This is a genomic window from Streptomyces torulosus, assembly GCF_001419765.1.
GTDB classification, from domain to species: domain Bacteria; phylum Actinomycetota; class Actinomycetes; order Streptomycetales; family Streptomycetaceae; genus Streptomyces; species Streptomyces torulosus.
The window spans coordinates 17,747-41,184 of the sequence record NZ_LIRK01000011.1 but is presented as its reverse complement, the minus strand read 5'-3'; the positions used below and the strand labels follow the sequence as shown (position 1 = coordinate 41,184).

Genomic DNA, 23,438 nt, shown 5'->3' with positions numbered 1-23,438 from the left:
AGTGCGTTTGAAGAGATTACTGTCGACGGTACTGGCCAGCGCGGCGCTGGCCACGGTGGGCGTGCTCTCCACGGCGAGCACGGCCGGCGCCGACAACGGGGATGGTCTGTCCGCCTGCAATTCGGGTGAGATCTGCTTCTATCGCTACAGCGGCGCCGTGCTGTGGCAGAAGCACTTCTGGTACACGGGGGACCACGGCTCCTACAACTGGTGGGCCGGCCAAGCAACCAACGTCCGGATGCAGGACGACGCGGTCGAGGTCAACAACAGAGACACCCAGTGTCAGGTGCGTGTCGGCAATCTGAGTCCCTCGACGGGGTTGTGGACCTGGCGGTACTTCCCGAACGACCACGTGCGCCGTGACCTCGGCGCGATCAGGAACGCCAACGACCGTCACGAGCGGTGTGCATGACCGGCTTCGGAGGGACATCCATGATCGCTCGTAGTCTTCGTGCGACAGCCGTCGCCGCTGCCCTGACAGCGGCAGCAGTCGTGTCCGTGCCGTCCTCCGCTCACGCGGACAATGGGGACGGCCGACCCGACTGCGCCCACGGCGAAATCTGCTTCTGGTACAACGCCGGCAATACCTACCAGAAGCAGTTCTGGTACACGGGGGACCACGGCGGCAACAACTTCATGTACTACAACGGGTCCGTCTACCGGGAATCGAGCGAGCGCGTGCAGGACAACGCGCTGCACGTCACCAACCGCGACACGCAATGCCGGATCCGGGTCGGGGACCTCTCCGGCGGGTTGTGGACCTGGCGGTACTTCCCGAACGACAACGGTAGGTACCACCTCGGTGAGATCAACAACCGCAACGACCGTCACGAACGTTGCGTGTAGGAGCGGGGCCCGGCCGCGCGAGCGGCCGGGCCCACCCCACCTGCCTCAAGGGACGCTGATGCAAATCCGATCGACACGCACGGCCTTAGGGATCACGATGGCTGCGGTGGTGCTATCGGCCTGTACGGCCGGGGCCACCGAAGCTCCGGACCTAGCTGCCGTCTCGGCCGACAAGGTTGCCGACGAGGTCTTCCAGGCCGACGACATTGACCTGATCGAGTCCGTTCGGAACGGACTGATCGCCGACTGCATGGCAGGGCAGGGTTACCCCCAGCTGAAGCAGGCCGGAGTGCCCCAGGACGCCAAACCGTTCACCGACATGAACGTGCAGACGCCACCGTTCGCCATACGTACCGATGAGCAGGCGACGCTTCTTGGATTTGGGGAGAACAGCCGCCCGAAAGTCGCCAATGTGCTCAGCTACGACCGGGGCTTCGACGCGAGACTGAAGAAGTGCCAGAATAAGGCGGAAGACAAGCTCGGGCACGAGTTCTCCGAGGTCCAGAACCAGAGCTACCAGCTCTACAACGATGTGGCCGACGAACGGGACGTCCTGCTGAAGTCCCCGGAGGAGGCCGAGGTCACCGCCGCCGCACTGCGCCCACTGCTGGAATGCGTCGAGGCCGCAGGCTTCCGTCAGATGGTCTCCGGCGCCCGGACGCTCGACAGTTTCGGGATCGGTCTGCCCAGGGGCCGCTACGAAGGCACTGAACCTCCGGAGCCGAAACGGCTTCCCGGAACCGTCGAGATCATTCCGGCTATTCCCGAGCGGCGCTATGTGCCGACTGCCGAAGAATCACGACTGGCCGTTGCCTCTGCCCGGTGCGCGCGCACGACAGGCTTCGGAGACAAGATCGCGGCTCAGCGTGTCCGCATCCTCAGGAAGGTCGTCGGGGGACACGGCTCCCAGATCGCGGAACTGAAGCCGAAGGTCGAGGCACTGGCGAAAGCAGCGGCGAAACTGGCCGAGCGATGAGCGGATCGACCCTGGCCAGGCAGCGTCATCGCTCCGTCCTGTCCGTTGCCGCCGCCGTGCTGGCGGCAACCCTCGCGCTGACCGTCGGGATATTGATCGGTCCCGCGGTGCGATCGCCCGCACAGGCGGTTGCGGACGCAGGCCCACCCGAGGCCTCCCTGGTGACAGTGGCGGCCGAACGGCGAGTGCTGGCCGAACCGGTGATCGCCCGCGGCACCGTCCGGCCGGGAACCTCGGTCAAGGTCGCAGCGCCGGCCGGCCTGGGGGGCGACACCGCCGTCGTCACCCGACTGACCGCCAAGACCGGGACAGCACTACGCGAAGGCGACATCTTCGCCGAGGTGTCGGGGGCGCCGCTGTTCGGTCTCGTCCTGCCCTTTCCGCTGTACCGCGATCTGAGCACGGGAATGCAGGGTCCGGACGTCACGGCGGTGCAGAAGGCACTGCGCCGCCTCGGCACATCCGCCCAGGTGACTGGAACCTTCGATACCGCCACCGAGCGGGCGCTGGTGGGCTTCTACCGTGCCCGGGGCTACGAGCCGCCCCGACCGCAAGCGCCACACGACCCGGCAGTCGCGCCGTTCGGCAAGCCTTCGGCGAACGCTCCCGAAGCCGCAACGGTGATACTACGGAGAACCGCCGTTGTGGCCCTCGACCGAGACGCACGCACGATCTCTGCCGTGCGAGTCAAGGTCGGCAGTGTGCTCGGTGACGCGAACTCCGTCCTGCTGGAGCTGGACACCGCTGCGGTGACGGTGCAGGTCAAGGTTGACAAGAAGCAGCGCGCGCTGGTGCGAACCGGCGGTACGGCCGAAATCGTCGACGAAACCCAGGGGACTGCGTTGAAGGCCGTCGTCCGTCGGGTGGCCGACCGAGCAGGGGCGGACGGCTACGAGGTTTCGCTGGCCTTCACCGGTCCGGCGTTGTCACCCGGAGGGGACCACACGGTCCTTGTCACCCTTGATCCTATGCGAGACACAGAGCCAGTGCTGGCCGTTCCGGTAGCCGCAGTCTATTCGCGTCCTGACGGGACCACGTTCGTGACGGTCGAGGGGAAGGACCACAGCCTCACCGACGTGGGGGTCGACTCCGGCAAGGTCGCGGGAGGCTGGGTGCAGGTAACACCCGAGCGGACTGGCTTCACGGCCGGAGCGAGGGTTGTCGTGGGCAGTTCCGCAGACACCGGTCCCCTTGGCAGCGAGGGGGATGGACCGTGACAGCGGTACTGTCCCTGCGGCAGGCCGGCCGTAGCTACGACGACGGTCATGTCGTCCGCGCCCTTCGGCCAACCGACCTGACCATTGAGCGCGGCGACTACATCACTGTCACCGGGCCTTCGGGCTCCGGCAAGTCCACCTTGCTGAACCTGATCGGCCTCCTCGACCGGCCCGATGTAGGCACCTGCCATATCCTCGGACGAGACGCCTCCAGTTTTTCGGAGGCAGAGCGGGGCGCGCTGCGTGGTGAGATGTTCGGGTTCGTGTTCCAGGCCTTCCACCTCGTTCCGGGGCGCAGTGCGGTGGAGAACGTGGAGCTCGGGATGCTTTACGGCCGTCATCCGGCGCGACGGCGGCGGGCGCTCGCGCGGGAGGCGATCATCCGCGTCCGGCTGGCCCACCGGGCCGACTCCGATCCGCGGACCATGTCGGGCGGGGAACGGCAACGGGTCGCCCTGGCCCGGGCCGTGGCCGGTGACCCGGTCGTTCTGTTCTGCGACGAGCCAACGGGCAATCTCGACGGTGCCAACACCGAGAACGTTTTGGAACTGCTGCGGCAGCTCCATGGTGAGGGCATGACGCTTGTGGTCGTCACGCATGACAGCAAAGTGGCCGCACAGGGCACTCGGCGGCTGCGTGTCGATGACGGCGTCGTCAGGGAGGGTGCTTGATGCACGGCGACAGCGCAGTCCCCACTCGGTCACGTTTCCGGCCGCGTGACCTCTTCTCCGAAGCGGTCCTCTCACTCCTTGCCCATTCCGGACGGTCCGCGTTGACTGCGGCTGGAATAGTGCTCGGATGCGCCGCGTTCGTGGCCACTATGGGCATTTCCGCGACCCTGTCCCGCCAGGTGTCCGCGTCCTTCGACATCGCGCGCGCCACGCAGGTCGTGGTGCACCAGCCGGCTGACGAAGCGCGCAAGTCCGGTGCCGCAACGGTCGGTTCACCGGTGCCGTTGTGGCAGCGGCCGACGGCAGTGGATCGCTTGCGCCGGTTGAACGGGGTGGACAGCGCGGGGCCCCGAATGACCCTGCCCGAGCGCACCCTCGCCCGCACACTGTCGACCGGGGGGTCTGACACCCAGGCGAAGATTGTAGGAGTCGACGCTGGAGCCCTCGCCGTGATCGAGCCGCACCTCATCCGGGGCCGCTACTTCGACAGGTTCCACGACCGAACCGCAGCTCCTGTCGTCCTGCTCCCCGCGAATCTCGCGCGCGTGCTGAATATCGACCGAGTCGGCGTCGCGATCTTCGTCGACGACCGCCCGTACACGGTGATAGGTGTCTTCGACGACGTGACCCGGGAAACGGCCACGATGGGTTCGGTCGTCATGCCTTTCAGCACGGCGCAGCTTCTTGTCGCCGGTTCGGCCACAGTACCGCCCGAGCGTGCCGTACTGATCGAGGTACGTCCCGGCGCCGCGCACCCGATCGGCAATCAGGCCCCGCTCGCGTTGTTACCCGAGGCCTCAGGCCAACTGGAGTCGATCGCGCCACCCGACCCTCTCACGCTGCGCCGTGCCGTCGAGGAGAACGTCACCATGCTGGTCCTCGTCGTATCTTTCATCGCCCTCGGAGTGGGGACGTTCTCCATCGCGACGGCGGCGACGGCCGGGGTCACGGCCCGAGCCGCGGAGATAGGGCTGCGCCGTGCGATCGGTGCCCGGCCACGACACATCTTCGTCCAGTTGCTCACTGAGACGACGTTGCTGGGTACGGTCGGCGGGATTGTGGGCAGCGCGCTGGGAATCGTTGCGGTCGTCGCTGTCGCGTTGAGCAACGGCTGGGAGCCAATTCTTGACGTCCGCACCGCGGCTCTGGCCGCAGCCGGCGGGGTGGTGACAGGTCTGATCGCGGGATTGCTGCCCGGCTGGCGGGCGACGCGGGTACAGCCGGTCGCGGCCCTGCGGCAGTGACCGCGCCTCAGCCGTCGTCCGGCTGCCAGTCACCGGAGCGCTGTGCCATGGCCACAGCATGCGCGCGATCTCGGGCGCCGAGCTTCATCAGCAGGTTCGTCACATGGTGCTTGACCGTGCGTACAGTGATGGTCAGGTTCTCGGCGATCTCCGAGTTGGACCGACCATTGGCGATGTGGTCCAGGACCTGGCGCTCGCGTGCTGTGAGCGAGGCGGGCAGTTCACGCAAGGACGGCGGCAGTCGGCGCAGCAGCTGGGCTCCCACGGCCGGGCTGACCCAGCGCCTCCCGGCGCCGACGCTGACGATCGCGGTGACCAGTTCCCCATCGAGAGCGGGACGTAGGACGATGCCACCGACATCGGCTTGGCCAAGGGCACTGAGTTCTGCAGTCGTCACAGCCTCGGCTGCGACCAGTACTGCCATGGAGGTAAACCGTCGGGCGGTTGTCGTACTGTCCGTCACCACGACGACGGGGGCGTACAGTTGCGAGTGGCTGTCGTCCAGTGAGTGGGTCGTGCTGTGCTGCACCACCAGCGAGCTCGTGGCACCCAGCAGTGACGCGATCTGCTGCGATATGAACCCGGCCGCGAATTCAGTCCGTACGACCAGGAACCCCGACACCGGATGCTTCGTGGACGCGACCCGGAGTCGCGACGTCAGGCGACAGTAGTAGTACATGGAAGTTCCCCCTGAAAGTGTGGCCGGAGGGTTCGCGGCGCATCCCGTTTGGCTTCCTTGGCGCGGGCGTGGCCGATGGTCTGCCAGCTGGCGCCGCCCCGGTTACCGAAGGCTGCGGTAACCCTGCGGTCTGGTTGTTGGGGGAGCGGGTCTTGTCGCCGTCCCACTCCCTGCCCACGTCCTAGATCACGCCGCAGGCGTAGGCCGACTACATGGAGCTGCTGTCCTCGCAGCCGGGGTACGGACAGAGCCAGCCCCCTTGGCAGAAGGCTGCGGATCCCTCTCCAGGACCGGTCCGGGTGCGGGGCGCGGGGCCTGATGCCGGTTCGCTGCGGGGGAGAACGTCGCAGCGAGGGTGGCTGTGACGAAGGCAGGCGCAGGGGGGTGCAGCAGCCGTGGTTTCTTGGGACGTCTGGTTCGATGGATGTCGTGGGGCGTGAGTTCGGGTGTCGGCACGGCGTTCCTCACGTGTCCGTGGTCCGTCGCAGCTGCCGGTTGCTTGCGGTGCGAGGCCCTGCTGCGTTGTTGTCACGGACCAGACTTCGAGCCGCTCGGATTGTCCAAAAGAGCCCGCAGAGCGGCCTGGACAATTGAACAACTGGGGCGACGCGGCAGCAGTGTTGTGGATGCGGTGCCCGCGTCCGTTCTCTGGAGCACAGCGAGGGGATCAGCGCTGATCACCGTGCACCAGCCAGGAGACGTCTTCGCCGTCATCCTGTTCGCAACACCCCTTGCTGTACGCACCCGGTCGTTCGAGCCGGTGAGCTCAGGGACATGTCCGTCGGTAAGGAACGCCGGGGAGTTGCCGCTTCCATTCGTCGGGTGAGAGGCCGTCGGTGGCTCGCCGGCAGATGGTTCGCGCGGCACCGGTCGGGGAGATGTCGTAGGTCTGCAGCGGTGTGTGGTCGCCTGCCGCGTACAGCCTGCGGCCATCGGGACTGAAGGCAAGGGCGTGGACGGTGTCGCCCGGGGTGGGAAGGGGGGACCCGATCCTCTGACGTGAGGCGGTGTCCCACAGCTGCAGGGCCCCTTCGTCGCCGGCGACGGCGAGGACCCGGCTGTCGGGGGAATAGGCGAGGGCGGATACGTACTGGCCGTTCGTGGTGTCAGGGGCGAGGACACCGAGGCGTTGGGTGAGGTGCCCCTCCCAGAGAACCACGCGGCCGGATTTGTCACCGGCGGCCAGGTACTCACCATTCGGGCTGAAGGCCAGCGTGCTCGTCGTGCCGGATGTTCGCCTGGCCGGCAGCCGGGTGCCCGAGGGAAGGCGGTAGGCGTCGCCCTGAGTGGTGAGAGCCAGGTCGCCGTCGGGGTGCAGCGTTGTGTCGCCTCCGGCGCCGGGGACCGTGTGCGTGGTGGTACGGCGCCGCAGATCCCAAATCCGGCTGTATGTGCCGACACCGGGTATGCCGGCCAGGATCAGGGAACGATCTCCAGGTCCGAAGGCCAGGTACGCTGGCGCGTCGGGGCCGGCCCCGACGACGTTCAGTTCTGTCTCGGTACGGCGCCGGGGCACGTCGTAAAGGGCGATACGTGGAGGCGCGGTGGTGGGTGAGGTAGGCCCCACACCGTAAGCCAGCACGGTCCCGGTGGAATCGAAGTCCATGAGCACCGTACAGGTCGACAGAGGGTCCCCGGCCGGCATTGGGCACTTCACAGCAGGAGGTTCGGGCAGGGCCATGCCCGAACGTCCGTCGAAGAGGCGGAAGCGGATGCGCTTGCCGCCGCTGTCCCACATCGCCGTGGCCAGTGTCGCGCCGTCCGGGCTGAAGATGCTCTTCAAGGAAGGCGTTGCAACCCACTGGTTCGTAACGGACCTGCCAAGAGTGAGGGTGTGCACCGTGGGCCCCCAGGAGTCGCCCGGACCGCCGAGGTAGCGGAGGATTCCCGTGCGGGTGTCGATCCTCAGGTCCTTGATGGTCTCGCCCGACACCCGGTGCCGGAACACAGGAAAGAGCGGCGCCGCCAACCTCCACACGAAGATCTCAGTGCCGTCCGAGGCCGCTACGAAGGCACCGTCGTCGCTCAGTTCCGTGATCTTCAGTCCGGAGTGCTCGACAGACCCAACCTCGTCCCCGGTGATGGTCCTCCAAGTACGGATGCCTGTGACATCGACGATAGAGAGCAGACTGGCGTCGCTGCTGAATTTGACCTGCTCTTGGGCGCATTGCCGTGCGGAGACACGCGGCAGCCAGGGCGCGGCCATTCGGCGTGCCCTGGAGACGTCCCACAGCTGTACCTGCTCTCCGGGTACACACAGAGCGAGGTAACGGTCGTCCGGGCTGAGCGTCGCGTCGGGGAAGGACGCGTCTTCCGAGACGAGCACACGGCGATCTTGCTGTAACGCTCTGAGCACGGCCATGAGGTGAGGCCAGGCCAGGCTGCTCGGATCGACGGTGCGCGCCGGGTCCTGCAGCTCGATCTGCAGAATCTTACGGCGCGCTTGGGGCTCCCAGACCTGGAGACGACGGTGCGCGCCCCGTCGGTCATAGACGATCAGGGTGCGACCGCTCGGGCCCATCTCGGTGCCCCCGTCGGCGTCCGTCAACACGGTCCGGCGTCCCGTGGCCAGGTCGAGCGATGCGACCTTTGTGTCCTCAAAGACCGGGACCCATCGGGTGGCCGCCCGTGGGAAGCCCACGTTCTCCCAGGCATGGCCCAGGCCCGGCCATACATCGGTGCTCCGGTGGGCGGAGATGTCCCAACGGGTCGTGCGGTCGGCGCTGATGCTGAGCAGCGAGTTTCCGTCAGCGCTCAGCCGACGCATGGTCTCGGTGCGCCCGTCAGGGTCGGTGAAGATGTCCTGTTCCCTCTGGACGGCGCCAGCCAGCAAAGCGGAACGGGTCTCGGGGAGATCTGCGGTCTCCCAGGCGGCAAGGCTCAGACGCATGGCGGTCGGCGGATCGGACAGGCGCAGGCTGCCGGAGACGCTGGCGACGCGGCGGGCATCGACCTCCGTGCGGCGGCGTTCGCCAGCTTGATTCTGTTGCCAGGCGACGAGAGCGGCGATGAGGCTCAGCACAAGGAGGATCGATACAGCGGCGATGCGGGCCAGTCGCCTGCGACGGCTGCGCTCCCGCGCAGTGAGGCTGGCGGTGAGGAACTGCCGCTCCGACGGAGTGAGACCCCCACGCCGGTCTGGGCCAGCCCAGTGCTCTTCGGCGACGGACAGCCGCAGTCCTCGGTAGAGGGAGCCGGAATCCTGTCGCAGCGCGTGCCAGGTAGCTGCTGCCTCGGTGAGGTGGCGCTGGGTGCGCAGGCGGTCGCGGTCCTCATCGATCCATGCGCGCAACCGTGGCCAGGCGGCCAGGACAGCCTCATGAGAGAGATGGACGGTGTCCCGGTCGAGCGTGATCAGACGGGCCTGGGCGAGGCGCTCGAGAACGAGGTCGGCGTCGGACGGGGTACCGGGACCGAGCACAGTGACTTCACTGCGGTCGGCAGGCCGACGGGTGTCTTGGTTTCCTTGCCCGGGAGAGATCAGGCGCAGCAGAATTCGGCGAGCAGCCTGTGCCTGCTCGGTCGTCAGCCGTGTGTAGACGTCGTCCGCAGTGCGGGCGATGGCCCCTGAAATACCACCGACAGCCTCGTAGGCAGCCTCGGTCAGGACTCGGCCCTTGCGTCGCCGCCAAGTCTCCAGCAGGGCGTGGGACATCAGCGGCAGTCCGCCGGGTTCGTCGGCAACTTCGGCAATGATACGGGCGGTCAGGCCACGCTCCACGACGAGCCCGCCCAGCGCGGCCGGCTTGACGATCGTCTCTCGCAACTCCTCGGGGCTCATGGGGGGCACCAGCAACGTGGCGCCTTGGGCCGCTTCGGCGAGGTGACGGTGCTGGGCTACATGGCCGTAGAAGTCGGCGCGGACGGCCACGACGACGCGAATACCGTGACTGGGCCGGACTGCACACAGGAGGTTGAGGAAGCGTTCGCGTTCAGTTCTGTCCGTGCAAAGGGTGAAGACCTCCTCCAACTGATCAACCACGATCACCGTGCCGGCGGGCGCCGACTCGGGATCGAGGATTGCCGCATGAGTACGCGCTGGATACGGTCCGGGCGTCAGGACACGGATGGAAGTGGGGCGTTCCCGCCGGGACGTGCTGTTCTGCAACCGGGCGATCAACCCGGCGCGAAGCAGCGAGGACTTGCCGCTGCCGGAAGGTCCGGTGACGACCACGAGGTGTCTGCGGCCGACCAGCTCCACGAGCTGATCCACAAGGCGGTCCCGGCCGAAGAAGCGCTCGTGGTCACCGACGCCGAAGCGGGCCAGGCCCCGATAGGGCGGCTCACCGTCGGCGTCGGCGCCGCGGGTCAGTTCGGAAGCTTCTTCCCCGGCCGCGTGCCAGCGCCGTTCCCACTCCTCGCGGTCTCCGCCACACGCGCCGACGTACGCCAAGGCTACCGCGAGTGATGGTAACCGGTCCCCAGCTGCGGCCTGTGCCAGTGTCGCGGCTGAGTAGTGCGCCTTGCCAGCCATCGCTCGATAGGTGATACCGCCAGCCTCCCGACGGAGTTTCCGTAACTCGTACGCGAACCGCGCTACCGGCCCCTCAGCAGGATCCAGCGACCCTTCGCGACGCCCCATGTTCCCGTCCTGCCCGCTCATCGACTCAGGCAACACGTTACCCGTGGGTGGCCTGCGACCCCAGGGGGCCTTTTATCGGCCTTGACAAAGCCTCTGGACGTGGCGGTAGGTGATCAGGCAGACGGCGACTATCCACCGAACGGCGGCAGGCGCGACAGACGTCGTTCTGTTCACGGCCCTGGCCAACCCCACCAGCAACACCCTCTACCAGCGCATCGGCTACGTTCACCTCGCAGACTTCATTGCCGGAAGACGACAGCCCGCATGAAGGACACTGGCGTTTGGAGCGAGCGGGCCGATATCACCCTAATCGTCCCGTGGGCGAGGGCTAGACGAGTAGTTCCGATGCGGCTCAGTGGTCGTAGGCGATCAGTGAGCGGGTGATAGGTGCTCCGATGGCGCGGTTGTGCCAGATCGCGCAGGTCATCGCCAGGATCCGCTGGGCCACCCGGACACCGACGCCCTCGATGGTGCGGCCGCCGTGTTGTTCCAGGTCGAGCTGGCCTTTGAGGGTGTCGTTGACCGACTCGATCAGTTGCCGGCCCGTCTTGAGCAGGGATTCCGCAGGCTGTGGGGTGCCGCGGTTGCGGTAGGACGGTCGTAGCAGGCTGACGCCGCGAGCGCCGAGGAAGCGGTCGAGTTCGGCGGCGATGTAGCCCTTGTCCGCCAGGATCAGCAGCCCCGGCCGGGCAGCTGCCAGATGCGGTTCGTCGTCGATCAGTGCGGCCAGGACCTGCCGTTCGTCGATCTTGGGGTCGGCCAGTGCCCAGGTGACGGGCAGGCCGGCCGGGGTGCACACCAGGTGCAGCTTCAGGCCCCAGTAGAAGCGGGAGTGGGATCGGCAGTATCCGTAGTTGGCCCAGCCGGCCAGGTCGGAGCGTTTGACGGTCTCGCGGGAGCGGGCGCACTCCACGGGAGTGGAGTCCACGATCCAGACATCGTCCAGCCATAGGTCGGTGTCCGCTGCCGGCGACCGGATGGCCCGTTTGACCGGCGGCAGAGCGGCCCGCAGGCGCTTGTTGTAGGCGGGCCGCTGGGGCAGATACGGGAACAGGCCGCGCAGGTGGGCGTGGGCGAAGCGCAGCCAGCGGGCCTCGCAGTGACAGCCCGGCACGGCCTGGGCCACGGCCAGGTCACCAGCTCGGCGTCGGTCAGCCGGGGCGGACGCCCACGCCAGCGCGGGGTCTTCAAACGGTCATCGACATGCACGTACAGTGCCGTCAAGAGGGTGTCTAAATCGGTCGTCACAACCCGATGTTGGACACCCTCCCTCCGTCTGACTGGCTGTTCGCTATCCGCTCGCGTGGTCGGTGGGGTTCGAACAGCATGCTGGTTCGGGTGAGTTGGCTGGTCGGCGGGCATGGAAGAAGGGCCTCTTGGTAGCTCGCGGTTGTCGAGTCCAGCGAGAAGCAAGAGGCCCTGGTGTCGAAGTGCCGCGTGGTCGGCGTTGCCGGGTCCAGTCCGTCCACTCGTGGGTGTGACTGTCTCGCCCACAGGTTCGGGAACGCGGCCGACCGGCCGGATCGCCGGCCTCGATACGGCTCGGACATGAGCGATGCCGAGTGGTTCCTGGTGCGGGATCTGCTGCCGGTTCCGGTTTGGCTGGCGGGCCGGGGCGGCCGTCCTGAGGGCTACTGCCACCGGCAGATGATCGACGCAGTGCGTTACGTCGTCGACAACGGCATCAAGTGGCGGGCGATGCCCGCGGACTTCCCGCCCTGGTCTCGGGTGTATGCCTTCTTCGCCCGCTGGCGGGATACGGGGCTGGTGAGCGAACTGCATGAACGCCTGCACCAGGCGGTCCGCCGGGCAGAGGGCCGTGCACCGGAGCCGAGTGCGGCGGTCATCGATTCCCAGTCGGTGAAGGCGGATGCCACCGTGGCCTGCGGCTCAAGGGGATTCGACGCCGGGAAGAAGATCAACGGGCGCAAGCGGCACCTGCTCACCGACACCCTGGGACTCCTGCTGGACGTGGCTGTCACGCCGGCGTCCACCACCGACCGGGATGCTGCCCGCATCCTGCTGCCCACGGCGAGGAGCCGTTCGCGACGGCTTTCGACGATCTGGGCGGACGGCGGTTACCGCGGCCACCTCCAGGACTGGGCTGCCCAGCACCTCGGACTCGTCCTCGACGTCGTCCTGCGCCACCAAGACGTCCAGGGTTTTCAGGTCCTGCCCCGCCGCTGGGTCGTGGAAAGATCCTTCGCCTGGCTCCTGCACAGCCGACGCCTGGTCCGGGACTACGAACGACGCACCGACACCAGCGAAGCCGTCATCCGGTGGTCGATGATCGCACTCATGAACCGCCGCCTGGCCGTCCGACAGCGTCAGCGTCCTGGGGCTGCTCCGACGCCGGCAGCGTGAACCGTCCCGGCTTCACCTCCACCAGCCTCTTCAGGCGTGCTCTCGCTCCCTCGACGCGGGAAGCGGACGCGCTGTCCCAGCCGAGCACCACCGCTGCCCGCCGGGCACCGAGCCCATCGGCTCCCGCGTCCGCCGCCGCGGCCATCACCGCCTGGTAGTCCACCGACAGGTCCTCGGCCCCGGCCGCGTTCTCCCGATGCGGCACCGCCCGTCGCGGCCCGACCGGCCTCCTGCGCGACACCACGGTCACCTCCGCGGGCGTCTCCTCCTCGGCCAGTGCCTCCAGATACTGCTCGAGACCGATCACCCGGCGCCTGAGGACCTCTTCCGCGTCCGCCAAGTCCGTCCGCACCCGCTCCAGTTCGGCTTCGAGCTCCTTCACCCTCACCACGGCGGCCTTCCGCCGGGTCTCCAGAACGGCCCGCATCGACGGCATCCACCACCCCCACAACATCTCGGCCAGCAACGAGCCGAGACTTCCGCAACACCTGCGATCCCATGCCTGACCAGCGGAATCCGCACACGAGATTCGGAAAGAGAACGACCTCTGAGAACCCCCCATTCGGAACTACTCGTCTAGGGCGGCCAGCGCGGCGAGTTTGTCGGTGGTGAGCTTCGCGCGTCTCCAACTCTGGAGGCGGGGCCAGCGGAACGATGTTCGCGCTGCCCGTCCGTCAGGGCCTGCCAGACCGCCGGGGTGCGCTGGTTGGCCAGCCACTTCCCGATGTCCATGGCGTGGACGGTGAACCCGGGCAGGACTTCCGCCCGGCCCTCTTTGCCAGCCACCAGCTCGCGCAGCGCGGCGTGAGGCCTCTACATATGTTGCCTCGCGTTGGCGACATATGTAGAGTCAGAGTGTGGATGTGACGTTGACGCCTCAGACGGAGCGGGTGCTGCAGGCGTTCCGGGAGGACCCGGGAGCCGCGCGGTACGGGTATGAGCTGATGAAGGCGGCGAAGCTGGCGAGTGGCACCCTGTATCCGATCCTGGCCCGGTTGAAGGATGCGGGGCTGGTGGAATCGGAGTGGGAGACACCCGAGGAAGGGCAGCGGCCCCGCCGCTACTACAAGCTCACCGCGGAGGGTGCTCGTGTCGTGCATCTGAAGCTGGCCCAGCTCTCGTTCGACCGCTCATCGGGCGGAGTCGGCCGTGCCCGTCCGGCTCCTGGGGGTGCCTCGTGAGCGACGGCGAGAAGCCGGGGCTGGCTCTGCGCTGCGCGGAGGGTGTGATCCGCACGGCGTGTCGGATGCTGCCGGAAGAAGAGCGGGCTGACCGGGAGGCGGAGTGGTGCTGGGAGATAGAAGCGATTGCCGGTGATCCGGACATTCGTTGGCGGGCGGCCGTGGTCCTGAAATTCGCGTTGCACCTGCTGCCGCACGTGCGGGCCACCCGCAGCGCTTCCGCTGCGATGGCGCAGCGTGCGGCCCTGCACCGCTCCTTCAAGCGTGGTCTTGTCTCTTTGGATCAGGTCCTCACCGACGCCTTTAGGCAGGGCCGCGTTGGCGGCCGCGTCCTCGGTGTCGCCTCCGTCGTCCTTGGCGTCCTCGGTGTCGTCTGCTTCGTCGGCGGCGTCGTCAACCTGGTCGGCGCTGGCGTCGGTCGCGTCGGCGTCGCCGGAGTCGTCCTCGGCGTCCTGGGAATCATCCTCGGCGGAGGCAGCACCGTTGCCATCTTGGAGCAGCTGCGGAAGGTGCTTCGGCGCGAAGGAGACATGGGACATTGATGGGGTTTCTGGATGCCATGGCTGGTTTGGTAAGGGCATCGTCTCCCGGCGTGCGGGCTGCTTGGGATGTCAGTTCGCCTTCTGGTCTACATATGTAGAGAGGTGAGTGAAGGCGCACGTCTGAAGGACAAGCGGTCGATCCGTGTCAACGCCCCGCTTCGTGACCGGCCGGGGTCTGCGGGCCGTCGAGCCGGTGCCGGAAACCCGGCCCCCGACGGCCTGTGACCTCCTCAGGAACTCTCGCATCAGACTCCTGACTCCCCCTGGGGGCGTCCGAACTCCCCAAGGGGGACCTCTTCATGTCTACGCTTGTCCTGCTGGTCGGCTTGCTCCTCGTGCTGGTCGGCCTGATGCTGTTCGGCGGTCTCGTCTACCTCGTACACCGCCACCCGACCTGGGCTGTGCCGATCGGCGTCGGCCTGGCCGGACTGACGCTTATGGGCACCATGATCACCGCGATCACCTCCCGATGACCGGGCGTCGTGTGTGGTTGGGGCACGGGGGAGCCCCCTCCCGGCTCTCGACCAGATCGGGAACCGGCGATGGGCGGTGGACTTCGATATCCCAAAGCAGGGTGGCAGGTAACGCCAGGAGCAGCCTCTGACCAGGACGTAGATGATCGCCGCGAACAGCGTCTCATCAGGCGTGTCCTGCGTTCCGTCGCCCTGCGGCCGTACCTTCGACGGTGGGATCAGCGGCTTCGCGATCTCCCACAGCCCGTCCGGAACAATCCAACATAGGACACCGTGAGCCCTTTTCAAGCTGGCGGCGCTGACCGTGAGTTGGACTGTCCTGCACAACGACGAAGCTTCTGGTAGACGGGTTCTCGACCAAGATCACCCGTATCCGCCAGGAGCTTCGCGTGCTTGTCTACCCGTCCTCGATTGATCTGTCCAGCCGCACCTTGCGGTTCCTGACCGGGCAACTGACAGCCCGGCGGCAGGAGATCGGAACGCGGTGGCGGCGCCTTCCTGCCGGACGTCAGGCCCTGCTCGCCCTGGCCCACCTGCGGTGCGGTGACACTTACGCCCAGCTCGCCGCCGGGTTCGGCATCGGGATCGCGACCACGTACCGCTACATACGTGAAGCCGTCGAGGCCCTGGCCGCCCTCGCGCCGTCCCTGGACGAGGCGATGACGACTATCCGGGCGAAGGCGTTCGTCATCCTCGACGGCACCTTGCTGCCGATCGACCGCATCGCCGCCGACGCCCCGTACTACTCCGGGAAACATAAACGCCATGGCATGAACGTCCAGGTCCTCACCGATCCCTTCGGACGACTGCTCTGGGCCTCGCCGGCTCTGCCCGGCTCGACTCTCACGACCTGACCGCCGCGCGGCAGCACGGGATCATGGAAGCCCTCGCCGATGCGGGGCTCAAATGCTGGGCGGACAAGGCGTATCAAGGCGCCGGCGGATCCGTCCGGGTTCCGTTTCGGGGCCGCCGCCTCAAGCGATGGAAGCGTCGCCACAACACCACCCACGCCAAGATCCGCTGCCTCGGCGAGCGGGCCATGGCCACCATCAAGGGCTGGCGCCTCCTGCGGAAGCTCCGCTGCAGCACCAACCGAATCACCGACGTGGTGAAGGCCGTCCTCGTCCTTCACCACGCACTTCACCACGCATCAGCGTGAGGTTGGAAAAGGCTCAATTACTCCCTCGTCGACGGCGAGGCAGAGTCCGCTGTAGCGGTTGATGAGGAAGTAGTGGCCGTCACCGGTGGGTGTGACGGCCCAGTGCTGCTGGGGGGCGTTGGCGTCCGCCCAGATGGCCACGTTGCCGCCGTCGGCGCGGGAGAGACCCGCGACCTCCAGGAGCTTGCCGCTGGCCACACCCTTGATCTTGTAGTAGCCGTCGCCGGTGTGGGTGAAGGTCCACTTCTGGTTCGCCTTGTTGAGCCACGGCCACTGCAGCACGTTGGTGTTGTTCGCGGTGCCGCCGCCTTCCACGTCGGCGACCTTGCCGCTGTGCCGGGCGACCAGCCGGTAGGTGGTGCCGTCCGAGTAGACGGCGTCAGCTGTGCGTAATGGGGGATTCTCATGTACGGGAAGGGAAGGTCGACGTATGTCGTCGTGGTCAGGCCGAGCACTCCGGTGCCGCCGCAGGCCAGGGCGCGGGCCGTGCTGGCCGGGGCGTAACCGAATTCGCGTGCGGCGGCGAGCACGCGCTGGCCTGGTCGTCTCGGACAGCCGTCCGGTGCCGTTGAGCGCGTTCGACACCGCAGCCGTGGACACCCCCGCCCGTGCCGCCACGGCGCCGAGTGGGACGCCGCCAGACACGCGAACTCGTCATGTGTGTACCCCACCCCAGCAGCCCCATGAGGCTTGTGGTTAACACCTTAATCACTCAGCGTACCCAGCGACAGTGACCGGAACGACGGCTCCCGGGTGAGGAGTTACCAGATGTCAGATGTTCTCGACGGCACCTCCGCGGCACCCGCGGACGGCCCGCTGCAGCGGCGGACGTTCCTGGCCGCGGCCGGGGTGGGCGCCCTCGCGGTGGCCGGTGCCGGTACGGCAGCCCGGGCGGCGACCGGCCGGGCCCCGGCGCGGGTGGCCACCGTGGTGCTGAACGGGCAGGTGTTCACCGGAACCAACGGCGGCGCGCGAGCGCAGGCGGTGGCCGTCGGCACCGACGGAAAGGTTCTCGCGGTCGGCAGCAACGCGGACATACGCCGTCGCATCGGTCCGCGTACCGTCGTCATCGACGCCGACGGCGGTACGGTCATGCCGGGCATCCAGGACGGGCACATCCACCCGCTCGGGGCGGCCGCGCAGTCCCTGAACCCGTCACTGGGCAATGCGAGCATGACGGTTGAGCAGTTCCGCGCGAGGATCCAGGAGATGCTGGACGCCACGGCGTCGCGGGAACCGGACGGCTGGCTGCAGGTGACCGACTGGAACCCCGTCGGCCTGCTGCCCGCGGGCACGGTGGCGGACAAGTCGCTGCTCGACTCGCTGAACACCAGACGCCCGATCTATCTGCAGGGTTCCGACTTCCACAACAGCCTTGTCAACAGCCGGGCGCTCGCCCTCGCGGGAGTGGACCGCACCACCTCCGACCCGGCGGGCGGAAAGATCGTCCGCGGCTCCGACGGGGAGCCGACCGGTCTGTTGGTGGACGAAGCCCAAGGGCTCGTCGCCCGGGTGATCCCGCCGGCCAGTCCGGACCTGATCCTCGCCGCCCAGAAGAAGATGGCCGGCGCGCTCCTGGCCGCGGGCATCACGTCCTTCCTCGACGCCGCCTGCGGCGAGGAGTTCGTCAATACCTACGCCGAGCTCATGGCCAAGGGCGTGCTGCCGCAGCGGATCACTCCCGCGCTGCTGATCGACGCGGAACTCGCCACGAAGCCCCAGGAGGCGGCCGAGTTCCTGCGCGGCGTGCGCAAGCGGTTCGCCGGACCGGACCGGCTGCGGCTGACCACGGCCAAGGTGCTCCTCGACGGGGTGATGGAGTTCCCGGCGCAGACCGCCGCCCTGCTGGACCCGTACATGGACGCCCAGGGCAGGCCGACCGACAACCGCGGTCCCCTCCATGTCAGCGACCGCGACTACCGGGCCCTTGTCCGTGCTCTGGACGCGGACGGCTGGCAGATGCACGCCCACGCCATCGGCGACCGCGCCGTCCGCACGGCCCTGAACGCCTACGAGGCCGTCGCCCGCCCCGGTCGCCGAAGCCGGCGGCACACCATCACCCACCTCCAACTGGTGCACCCCGACGACTACCGGCGCTTCGCCCGCGCCCAAGTGGTGGCCAGCATGCAGCTGCAGTGGGCACGGCCCTCCTCGTTCAACGACGACGTGAAGCCCTACATCGGGCCCGAGCGATACGCGCGCCTGTACCCGGCCCGGAGCCTGGCCAAGGCGGGGGCCTTGCTGGCCGGTGGCTCGGACTGGGCGGTCGACCCTCTGTTTCCCTTCATCCAGATCGCCACCGGGATCGACCGCAGCAACCCAGAGGGGAACCAGCCGCCTCTCAACGCCCGCGAAGGACTGACCCGCACCCAGTCGCTGGTCATGCACACCGCGGGCGCGGCGCACCAGCTGCACGACGGGGACTCGGGAACCGTCTGTCCGGGCAAGCGGGCGGATCTGATCGTCCTCGACCGGGACATCACCAAGGTGCCCGTGAAGGACATCCGCGCCACCAAGGTCCAGTACACCCTGATCTCCGGACGGGTGGTCCACGACGCGGACTCCCAGACGGGACGGGCCCGAGCCGAAACGGCGCAGCGCATCGGCGCCCAGAGCACCGGCCGGACATCGGGTAAGTCCTGCTGCCAAGGGCACTGACCCGCACAGACCGACACACCCCGGATGGCGCACATCCTTGCTCTGGCGAAGTCACCTCCCTCCACCTGAGAAAGAACAACCATGAAGATCGGTTTCGCGCTCCCGCAGTTCCACAAGCAGGCCTTGGGCATCGCCCGGACCGCCGAGTTCGCCCGGAAGGTCGAGAATGCAGGGGCTGCCAGTCTGTGGGTTGGCGACCGCAACCTCGCCGCTGTCAACCCGAAGGTCGGTTATGGCGGGCAAGGCAACACCATCCCGGCCGAACTGAACCCGGCCGCCGACCCCTTCGTGCTCCTGGGTATCGCCGCGAGTGCCACCGAGCGCGTGCTCCTCGGAGCTCACGTACTCATCGCCCCCCTGTATCCGCCAGTGCAACTGGCCAGGTCGCTGACCAGCATCGACCTGATAAGCGGTGGTCGTCTGCTGCCTGGATTCGGCATCGGCTGGTCGCCCGAGGAATACGAAGCCACGGGCGGGGACTTCACCCGCCGTGGAGCCCGGATGAACGAACTGCTCGACGCTCTGGAAGCCATCTGGACCACCGACCCGGCCGCATACCAGGGTAAGTCGATCTCGGTGCCCTTGCACCACTCTCCGCTCAAGCCGGCACGGCGCCCACGACCGCCGTTCTACCTGGGCGCACTGTCAGAGCGGGCACTGCGGCGGGTCGCCGAACGCGGGGACGGCTGGCTGCCGTTGTGCGTCGTGCCGAGTTACCTGGACATCGACGGTCTGGTAGCCCAGCGGGCGGTCATCGACCGGCTGGCCCAAGAGGCCGGCCGGGATCCGTCCGCGATCGACGCGGTCCTGCGGGTCAACATCGACCCGGACACCACCTCACAGCAGGTCGCGGATGCTCTCAAGGCGGTCCATGAGCGCACCAGCATCGATCACTTCATGATCGACTCCATGTACGCCGTCCACAGCGTCGACGGAGCCATCGCCTTCGCCGCCGAGCTGATCGAACTGGCAGGCAAGGGCTGACCGCCGGCCATTCCGACCGGGCGAGAGCGCCCCGCCGACCCGTGTGCTCAGCCATTCGCACACCGCGTGTCGCGGGAACACGGGTCGCCACACGGGGCCGGCGGGCTCTGGTTACCCAGTGTCGGGGCCGACCGCTGGGAATGACCGCGGGGCCGGGTCGGCCGCCGCGCAGCCGTGATCTCGTCCGGGATCGCTGTACGCGCGTAACGGATGCGGCATGACCTTGGGTGTGGGCGACGTGACCATCGAGAAGGTCACGCTGTAAGCCGCATGACGCGGGTGGCAGCGGGTGTCCGGCACCTCGGGGATCCGCCCCGACGCAGCGTTGGAGATCCTTTGCGCACTGACCGCGACCGCCGAACTGCGCGCAGGGTCATCGGCGACAAAGGACATCCTCGCCGAGACGGTGACCCGGGCGTACACCAAGGCCGGCAGGTGCGTGCGCTACCTGGACGACTGTCGTACCCACCACGTCTCCGGCGGCGAGGTGCGCTGCGGCGCCCACACCATCCACGCCGCCGGCACCCGCTGGTGGAACTCCCCCCACCAGCACCGAACCGACCATACATAGGAGATTCAAGTGAGATACCGGAAGACTCTGCCCTGGCTCGCTGCGGTGGCCTGCTTCGCGACCGCCTGCAGCAGCACGTCCGGCACCGACCCGGCCGCCCCGTCGACGACGTCCGCCGCCGCCCGCTCGGCGTCGGACTCCGAGGAGCGGAACAAGGAGCTCGTCCTGCGCCTGTACTCGGAGGCGTTCAACAAGGACAAGACCGGCGTGGTGAAGGAACTCGTCGGCGCCGACTACGTGCAGCACGACAAGGCGGTGCCCGGCGGGGCCGACGGGCAGATCAAGCAGTTCAAGGACGTCAAGGCGAAGATCCCCGGTGCGGTGGCGACCGTCAAGCACGTTGCCGCCGACGGTGACCTGGTGGCCGTGCACTGGCACGCCTCGGCCACCCCGAAGAACGAGGCGACCGGCCAGGCCAAGGCCGACCTCTTCCGGGTCGACAACGGCAAGCTGGTCGAGCACTGGGGCATCACGCAGACCGTGCCCAAGAAGACGGCCAGCGGGAACTCGCTGTTCAGCGACGTGTACCGGTACCCGGACGGGGCACCGACCCTGTCCGAGAAGCAGGAGGAGAAGAACCGGAAGTTCGCGGTCGACGCGTACCGCAAGCTCTCCGACGGTGACGCGTCCGTGATCGACACGAGCTGGGATTCTCGGTACTACCAGCACAACCCGATCGCCCCGAACGGAACGGCGCCGCTGAAGCGGTTCTTCCAGCAGAACACGCAGGACGCCCCCTCTCCCAGCAGCAGCGGAGGCGGCGGGACCCGGTTCGGCAACACCCTCGCCGACGGGGACCTGGTGTGGGTCTACAGCTCCGACTACGTCGTCGTGGACCTCTTCCGCGTGGTCGACGGGAAGATCATCGAGCACTGGGACGTCGTAGCCGACGGGCAGTAGCCCTCTAGTTGGCCTCGCCCTGCTGGAGAACGGCGTCTACGCCGGGGGCCGCGGCGTCTTCGGCCAGCTCGGAAACGGCAGCCGCGCCACCAGCTCCGTACTCCGGCAGGTGCAGGGCCTGGAGAACATCGTCTCCATCGCCGCGGGCTGTCACCACGCCCTCCAACTGGCAGAGAGGCCGCTGTGAAGATGAGTCAGCTCGACAGCCTCGATCCTGAGCTACGGGCACCGTTGGAAGAACTCCTCGAGAACTTCCCCGGTGGGGTGTATGCCGTCGAGGACCTGGCGGAACGTCGGCGCATCGATGCCAACCATGCGGCAGAGATGGTCGAGGCGGTCAAGGCGGCCCAGACGTGCTCCACCGAGGACGTACGGGCGCCTGGTCCGACGGGGTGCGCAGACGTGCCTGTACGCATCTACCGGCCCAGACGGCTCCAGTCGGCCTCGCCCGCCGTGTTCTTCATCCACGGCGGCGGGATGTACCTCGGTGACCTCGACTACGAGCACGCAACGGCCGTAAAGATCTGCGAGGAGCTCGGGGTACTCGTCGTCTCCTCTGGCTACCGCAAGGCGCCTGAACATCCGCACCCGGCACAGGTCGACGACTGCTACGCCGCCCTCCGCTGGATGAGCGACAACGCGGCGTCCCTGGACTTCTACCCAGGACGGTTGGCGATCTTCGGGGGAAGCGCGGGTGGCAATCTGGCCCTTGCCACTGCTCTCAAGGCGCGTGACCTTGCAGGACCTGCGCTCTCCTATGTCATGGCCCTCTACCCGATGGTCGACCACCGCAACACCACGCCCTCGGCTCACGAGATCACGGAGACTGGGGCGTGGGACCGAAGGACCAACGTCGAGGCCTGGGAGTGGTTCCTCGCCGGGCAGGAGCCTGACGGATATGCCGCTCCGCTGCACGCGGAGGACCTGGCCGGGTTGCCGCCGACGTTCATCGACGTGGGAACCGCCGATGTCTTCCGGGACGAGGACATCGCCCTGGCGCAGCGGCTCCTCGCCGCGGGTGTCACCACAGAGCTGCACGTCTACCCCGGCGTCTATCACGCTGCGGAGCACTACGCGCCCGACGCGGAAGCGGCACGCCACATGTGGACGGTCCGGTTCCGAGCGCTTCGCAGGGATCTCGGTATGCAGCCCGTGCCTGTCAACGCCGACAGGAACGGGCATGACAACTGACCACCGCCGTCGGCCCGGCGGCCCCCGCGTCGGGCGAGCGCGTTCCCTTGAGGTGCTCAGGTCCGGCCAACCTCGGGTTGAAGGACGGCGAGTCGTCCTCCCGGGCGAGGGAGGGCATCAACGGCAGCGAGCCAGGTCAGGACCCTCCCGCGTCCCTGAGGTGTGACATCGCGCTGAGGCGTGCAGAGCGACCGCGCCTCAGGAGTCCGGTCCTACTGAGTGGAGCTCCACCACGCCGTGTCCGCAGCGCGGATCGTGTTGGTGCCGCAGTGCACCTCGCCGGCGGACACGTGGTGGGTGCGCCAGTCGTCCAGGTAGCGCACCCGCATGCCGGTCTTGGCGTATGCCTTGGTCACCGCGGCGGCGAGGATGTCCTTGTCGTCGACGACCGGGCCCCACTGCTTGGGGGCCAGGTAGGTCTTCGGGGTCAGTACGACGCCGTTGACGGCACCGGGGTAATACGCGATGACCGGCCGGTTCTGCGCCCGCGCGGACGGCGCGGAGCGCGTCCCGGGGATGCCACCGAAGCCGAAGCCGCTCTCGAACATGGCCGGGATCTTCACGATCTCGGCGTCCGTGACGCCGGTCTCGCGCTTCAGCAGTGCCAGGTTCTCCTTGAGCTTCCGGGTCGCGCACGCGTTGTCCTTGAGCAACTGCCGGTCGGACAGGGCCTGGTCGATCGTGGGGATGCGGCCCCAGGCGTAGGAGCGGGGGATGGAGAACACCTTCGTGTGGCCGTGTCCGTCGCGCTGTGCCTTGCGCAGCAGGGCGAGCGCGCCCTCCGGGTCGGCGATGCTGATCTTCCATCCGCGCGGGGTGTCGGCGGGCAGGAACTGCACGAACTCGTCCACATGACCGACGCCGAGCCAGCTGGCGTCGAGCACCAGCGGGTCCTGGGCCTGCTGGGCCTTGAGGAAGCCGGTGTGCGCGGGCAGCCGGGAGCCGTGCCGACCGGTGATGATGCGGCCCGCCGGGTAGGACGTGCCGTTGTGGGTGTACGGCGGGATGGTCTCCAGGTTGCCCGTGGAGTTGATCTGGCCGTCGTACAGCCCCTTGTTGATCTGTACGGCGCCGACGCCGGGCCCGCGCATCTCGAAGACCTGCTTGCCGGCGTCGCGGTCCATCTGCGCCGAGCGGATCATCATCCGCAGCACACGCGGCTTGCCGCCAGGGCCGGGCATGCTGAACCCGGGTAGCCGG

The 23,438-nt window shown here is 67.8% G+C and carries 20 protein-coding genes and 5 pseudogenes; 18 read left to right on the top strand and 7 right to left on the bottom strand.

Going from position 1 to position 23,438, the window contains the following annotated elements; translation table 11 throughout:
• The first annotated feature begins 7 nt into the window (after nucleotides 1-7).
• The 6 genes from AOK23_RS01395 to AOK23_RS01370 all read left to right on the top strand — a co-directional run bounded on the left by AOK23_RS01395 (nucleotide 8) and on the right by AOK23_RS01370 (nucleotide 4,954).
• Complete coding sequence (locus AOK23_RS01395) at nucleotides 8-412, top strand: hypothetical protein (RefSeq protein WP_055710907.1); 405 nt, start codon at nucleotides 8-10, stop codon at nucleotides 410-412.
• A gap of 20 nt (nucleotides 413-432) precedes the next feature.
• A complete protein-coding gene (locus AOK23_RS01390; RefSeq protein ID WP_063791277.1) occupies nucleotides 433-846 on the top strand; it encodes a hypothetical protein in 414 nt (137 codons plus the stop codon).
• A gap of 97 nt (nucleotides 847-943) precedes the next feature.
• Nucleotides 944-1,822, top strand: a complete 879-nt coding sequence (locus tag AOK23_RS01385) for a hypothetical protein (protein ID WP_055710905.1) — start codon at nucleotides 944-946, stop codon at nucleotides 1,820-1,822.
• A complete protein-coding gene (locus AOK23_RS01380; RefSeq protein WP_055710904.1) occupies nucleotides 1,819-3,039 on the top strand; it encodes a peptidoglycan-binding protein in 1,221 nt (406 codons plus the stop codon). The genes AOK23_RS01385 and AOK23_RS01380 overlap by 4 nt, the downstream gene beginning before the upstream one ends.
• Nucleotides 3,036-3,710, top strand: coding sequence for an ABC transporter ATP-binding protein (locus tag AOK23_RS01375; RefSeq protein ID WP_055710903.1), 675 nt, complete (start codon nucleotides 3,036-3,038; stop codon nucleotides 3,708-3,710). Before AOK23_RS01380 ends, AOK23_RS01375 begins: the two co-directional genes overlap by 4 nt.
• A complete protein-coding gene (locus AOK23_RS01370; RefSeq protein ID WP_063791275.1) occupies nucleotides 3,710-4,954 on the top strand; it encodes an ABC transporter permease in 1,245 nt (414 codons plus the stop codon). The genes AOK23_RS01375 and AOK23_RS01370 overlap by 1 nt, the downstream gene beginning before the upstream one ends.
• 7 nt (nucleotides 4,955-4,961) lie before the next feature.
• Here the strand turns inward: AOK23_RS01370 and AOK23_RS51320 are convergent, their stop codons facing one another.
• Both AOK23_RS51320 and AOK23_RS01360 read right to left on the bottom strand, forming a co-directional pair.
• On the bottom strand, nucleotides 4,962-5,633 hold the full coding sequence (locus AOK23_RS51320; protein ID WP_055710901.1) for a helix-turn-helix transcriptional regulator: 672 nt from the start codon (nucleotides 5,631-5,633) through the stop codon (nucleotides 4,962-4,964).
• Nucleotides 5,634-6,399: 766 nt separating this feature from the next.
• Entirely contained in the window at nucleotides 6,400-10,215 is a 3,816-nt protein-coding gene (locus tag AOK23_RS01360) for an nSTAND1 domain-containing NTPase (RefSeq protein ID WP_055710924.1), read from the bottom strand.
• A 142-nt stretch (nucleotides 10,216-10,357) separates the two neighbouring features.
• On the opposite strand from AOK23_RS01360, the pseudogene AOK23_RS49215 reads away from it, so the two are divergent.
• A pseudogene (locus AOK23_RS49215) lies at nucleotides 10,358-10,483 on the top strand (GNAT family N-acetyltransferase); the annotation flags it as partial.
• An 84-nt stretch (nucleotides 10,484-10,567) separates the two neighbouring features.
• Here the strand turns inward: AOK23_RS49215 and AOK23_RS01355 are convergent.
• Nucleotides 10,568-11,463 (bottom strand): annotated as a pseudogene (locus AOK23_RS01355) (IS982 family transposase).
• A gap of 300 nt (nucleotides 11,464-11,763) precedes the next feature.
• Between AOK23_RS01355 and AOK23_RS01350 the strand changes: the two are divergent.
• A complete protein-coding gene (locus AOK23_RS01350; RefSeq protein ID WP_107102698.1) occupies nucleotides 11,764-12,579 on the top strand; it encodes an IS5 family transposase in 816 nt (271 codons plus the stop codon).
• Here AOK23_RS01350 and AOK23_RS01345 read toward each other — a convergent pair.
• Entirely contained in the window at nucleotides 12,512-13,006 is a 495-nt protein-coding gene (locus tag AOK23_RS01345) for a hypothetical protein (RefSeq protein WP_055710922.1), read from the bottom strand. The two genes, AOK23_RS01350 and AOK23_RS01345, sit on opposite strands and share 68 nt — an antisense overlap.
• Nucleotides 13,007-13,442: 436 nt before the next feature.
• On the opposite strand from AOK23_RS01345, the gene AOK23_RS01340 reads away from it, so the two are divergent.
• The 3 genes from AOK23_RS01340 (at nucleotide 13,443) to AOK23_RS48320 (ending at nucleotide 14,775) form a co-directional block, all read left to right on the top strand.
• On the top strand, nucleotides 13,443-13,760 hold the full coding sequence (locus AOK23_RS01340; RefSeq protein ID WP_063791276.1) for a PadR family transcriptional regulator: 318 nt from the start codon (nucleotides 13,443-13,445) through the stop codon (nucleotides 13,758-13,760).
• A complete protein-coding gene (locus AOK23_RS01335) occupies nucleotides 13,757-14,302 on the top strand; it encodes a hypothetical protein (protein WP_055710899.1) in 546 nt (181 codons plus the stop codon). The genes AOK23_RS01340 and AOK23_RS01335 overlap by 4 nt, the downstream gene beginning before the upstream one ends.
• 299 nt (nucleotides 14,303-14,601) lie before the next feature.
• Nucleotides 14,602-14,775 (top strand): hypothetical protein, encoded by a 174-nt coding sequence (locus tag AOK23_RS48320; protein ID WP_169800263.1) that lies wholly within the window; start codon nucleotides 14,602-14,604, stop codon nucleotides 14,773-14,775.
• Nucleotides 14,776-14,814: 39 nt separating this feature from the next.
• Here AOK23_RS48320 and AOK23_RS44245 read toward each other — a convergent pair.
• Nucleotides 14,815-15,063: pseudogene (locus AOK23_RS44245) on the bottom strand (transposase); the annotation flags it as partial.
• Between the two features lie 101 nt (nucleotides 15,064-15,164).
• On the opposite strand from AOK23_RS44245, the pseudogene AOK23_RS44240 reads away from it, so the two are divergent.
• Nucleotides 15,165-15,934: pseudogene (locus AOK23_RS44240) on the top strand (transposase family protein).
• Between the two features lie 21 nt (nucleotides 15,935-15,955).
• Here AOK23_RS44240 and AOK23_RS01320 read toward each other — a convergent pair.
• Nucleotides 15,956-16,303: pseudogene (locus tag AOK23_RS01320) on the bottom strand (RICIN domain-containing protein); the annotation flags it as partial.
• 399 nt (nucleotides 16,304-16,702) lie between these two features.
• On the opposite strand from AOK23_RS01320, the gene AOK23_RS01315 reads away from it, so the two are divergent.
• The 6 genes from AOK23_RS01315 to AOK23_RS01295 all read left to right on the top strand — a co-directional run bounded on the left by AOK23_RS01315 (nucleotide 16,703) and on the right by AOK23_RS01295 (nucleotide 22,238).
• On the top strand, nucleotides 16,703-18,592 hold the full coding sequence (locus tag AOK23_RS01315; RefSeq protein WP_055710895.1) for an amidohydrolase: 1,890 nt from the start codon (nucleotides 16,703-16,705) through the stop codon (nucleotides 18,590-18,592).
• A gap of 81 nt (nucleotides 18,593-18,673) precedes the next feature.
• Nucleotides 18,674-19,576, top strand: coding sequence for a TIGR03619 family F420-dependent LLM class oxidoreductase (locus tag AOK23_RS01310; RefSeq protein WP_055710894.1), 903 nt, complete (start codon nucleotides 18,674-18,676; stop codon nucleotides 19,574-19,576).
• Nucleotides 19,577-19,865: 289 nt separating this feature from the next.
• A complete protein-coding gene (locus AOK23_RS01305) occupies nucleotides 19,866-20,147 on the top strand; it encodes a protein-arginine deiminase family protein (protein ID WP_055710893.1) in 282 nt (93 codons plus the stop codon).
• Nucleotides 20,148-20,156: 9 nt separating this feature from the next.
• Entirely contained in the window at nucleotides 20,157-21,047 is an 891-nt protein-coding gene (locus AOK23_RS01300) for a nuclear transport factor 2 family protein (RefSeq protein ID WP_055710892.1), read from the top strand.
• A gap of 19 nt (nucleotides 21,048-21,066) precedes the next feature.
• Nucleotides 21,067-21,234 carry an RCC1 domain-containing protein gene (locus AOK23_RS44230; RefSeq protein ID WP_338056417.1) on the top strand — a complete coding sequence of 56 codons (168 nt, stop codon included), beginning with the start codon at nucleotides 21,067-21,069 and terminating at the stop codon, nucleotides 21,232-21,234.
• Between the two features lie 2 nt (nucleotides 21,235-21,236).
• Complete coding sequence (locus AOK23_RS01295) at nucleotides 21,237-22,238, top strand: alpha/beta hydrolase (protein ID WP_055710921.1); 1,002 nt, start codon at nucleotides 21,237-21,239, stop codon at nucleotides 22,236-22,238.
• A 212-nt stretch (nucleotides 22,239-22,450) separates the two neighbouring features.
• On the opposite strand, the gene AOK23_RS01290 is transcribed toward AOK23_RS01295, so the two are convergent.
• Complete coding sequence (locus AOK23_RS01290) at nucleotides 22,451-23,419, bottom strand: protein-arginine deiminase family protein (protein ID WP_157877908.1); 969 nt, start codon at nucleotides 23,417-23,419, stop codon at nucleotides 22,451-22,453.
• Between the last annotated feature and the right edge of the window lie 19 nt (nucleotides 23,420-23,438).

Excerpts from the sequence above, each read along its gene's own strand:
- AOK23_RS01390 (WP_063791277.1), top strand. The coding sequence starts at position 433 with ATGATCGCTCGTAGTCTTCGTGCGACAGCCGTCGCCGCTGCCCTGACA.
- AOK23_RS01295 (WP_055710921.1), top strand. The coding sequence starts at position 21,237 with ATGAGTCAGCTCGACAGCCTCGATCCTGAGCTACGGGCACCGTTGGAA.
- AOK23_RS48320 (WP_169800263.1), top strand. The coding sequence starts at position 14,602 with ATGTCTACGCTTGTCCTGCTGGTCGGCTTGCTCCTCGTGCTGGTCGGC.
- AOK23_RS01370 (WP_063791275.1), top strand. The coding sequence starts at position 3,710 with ATGCACGGCGACAGCGCAGTCCCCACTCGGTCACGTTTCCGGCCGCGT.
- AOK23_RS01310 (WP_055710894.1), top strand. The coding sequence starts at position 18,674 with ATGAAGATCGGTTTCGCGCTCCCGCAGTTCCACAAGCAGGCCTTGGGC.
- AOK23_RS01350 (WP_107102698.1), top strand. The coding sequence starts at position 11,764 with ATGAGCGATGCCGAGTGGTTCCTGGTGCGGGATCTGCTGCCGGTTCCG.
- AOK23_RS01345 (WP_055710922.1), bottom strand. The coding sequence starts at position 13,006 with ATGCGGGCCGTTCTGGAGACCCGGCGGAAGGCCGCCGTGGTGAGGGTG.
- AOK23_RS01360 (WP_055710924.1), bottom strand. The coding sequence starts at position 10,215 with ATGGGGCGTCGCGAAGGGTCGCTGGATCCTGCTGAGGGGCCGGTAGCG.
- AOK23_RS51320 (WP_055710901.1), bottom strand. The coding sequence starts at position 5,633 with ATGTACTACTACTGTCGCCTGACGTCGCGACTCCGGGTCGCGTCCACG.
- AOK23_RS01380 (WP_055710904.1), top strand. The coding sequence starts at position 1,819 with ATGAGCGGATCGACCCTGGCCAGGCAGCGTCATCGCTCCGTCCTGTCC.
- AOK23_RS01290 (WP_157877908.1), bottom strand. The coding sequence starts at position 23,419 with ATGCCCGGCCCTGGCGGCAAGCCGCGTGTGCTGCGGATGATGATCCGC.
- AOK23_RS01315 (WP_055710895.1), top strand. The coding sequence starts at position 16,703 with ATGTCAGATGTTCTCGACGGCACCTCCGCGGCACCCGCGGACGGCCCG.
- AOK23_RS01385 (WP_055710905.1), top strand. The coding sequence starts at position 944 with ATGGCTGCGGTGGTGCTATCGGCCTGTACGGCCGGGGCCACCGAAGCT.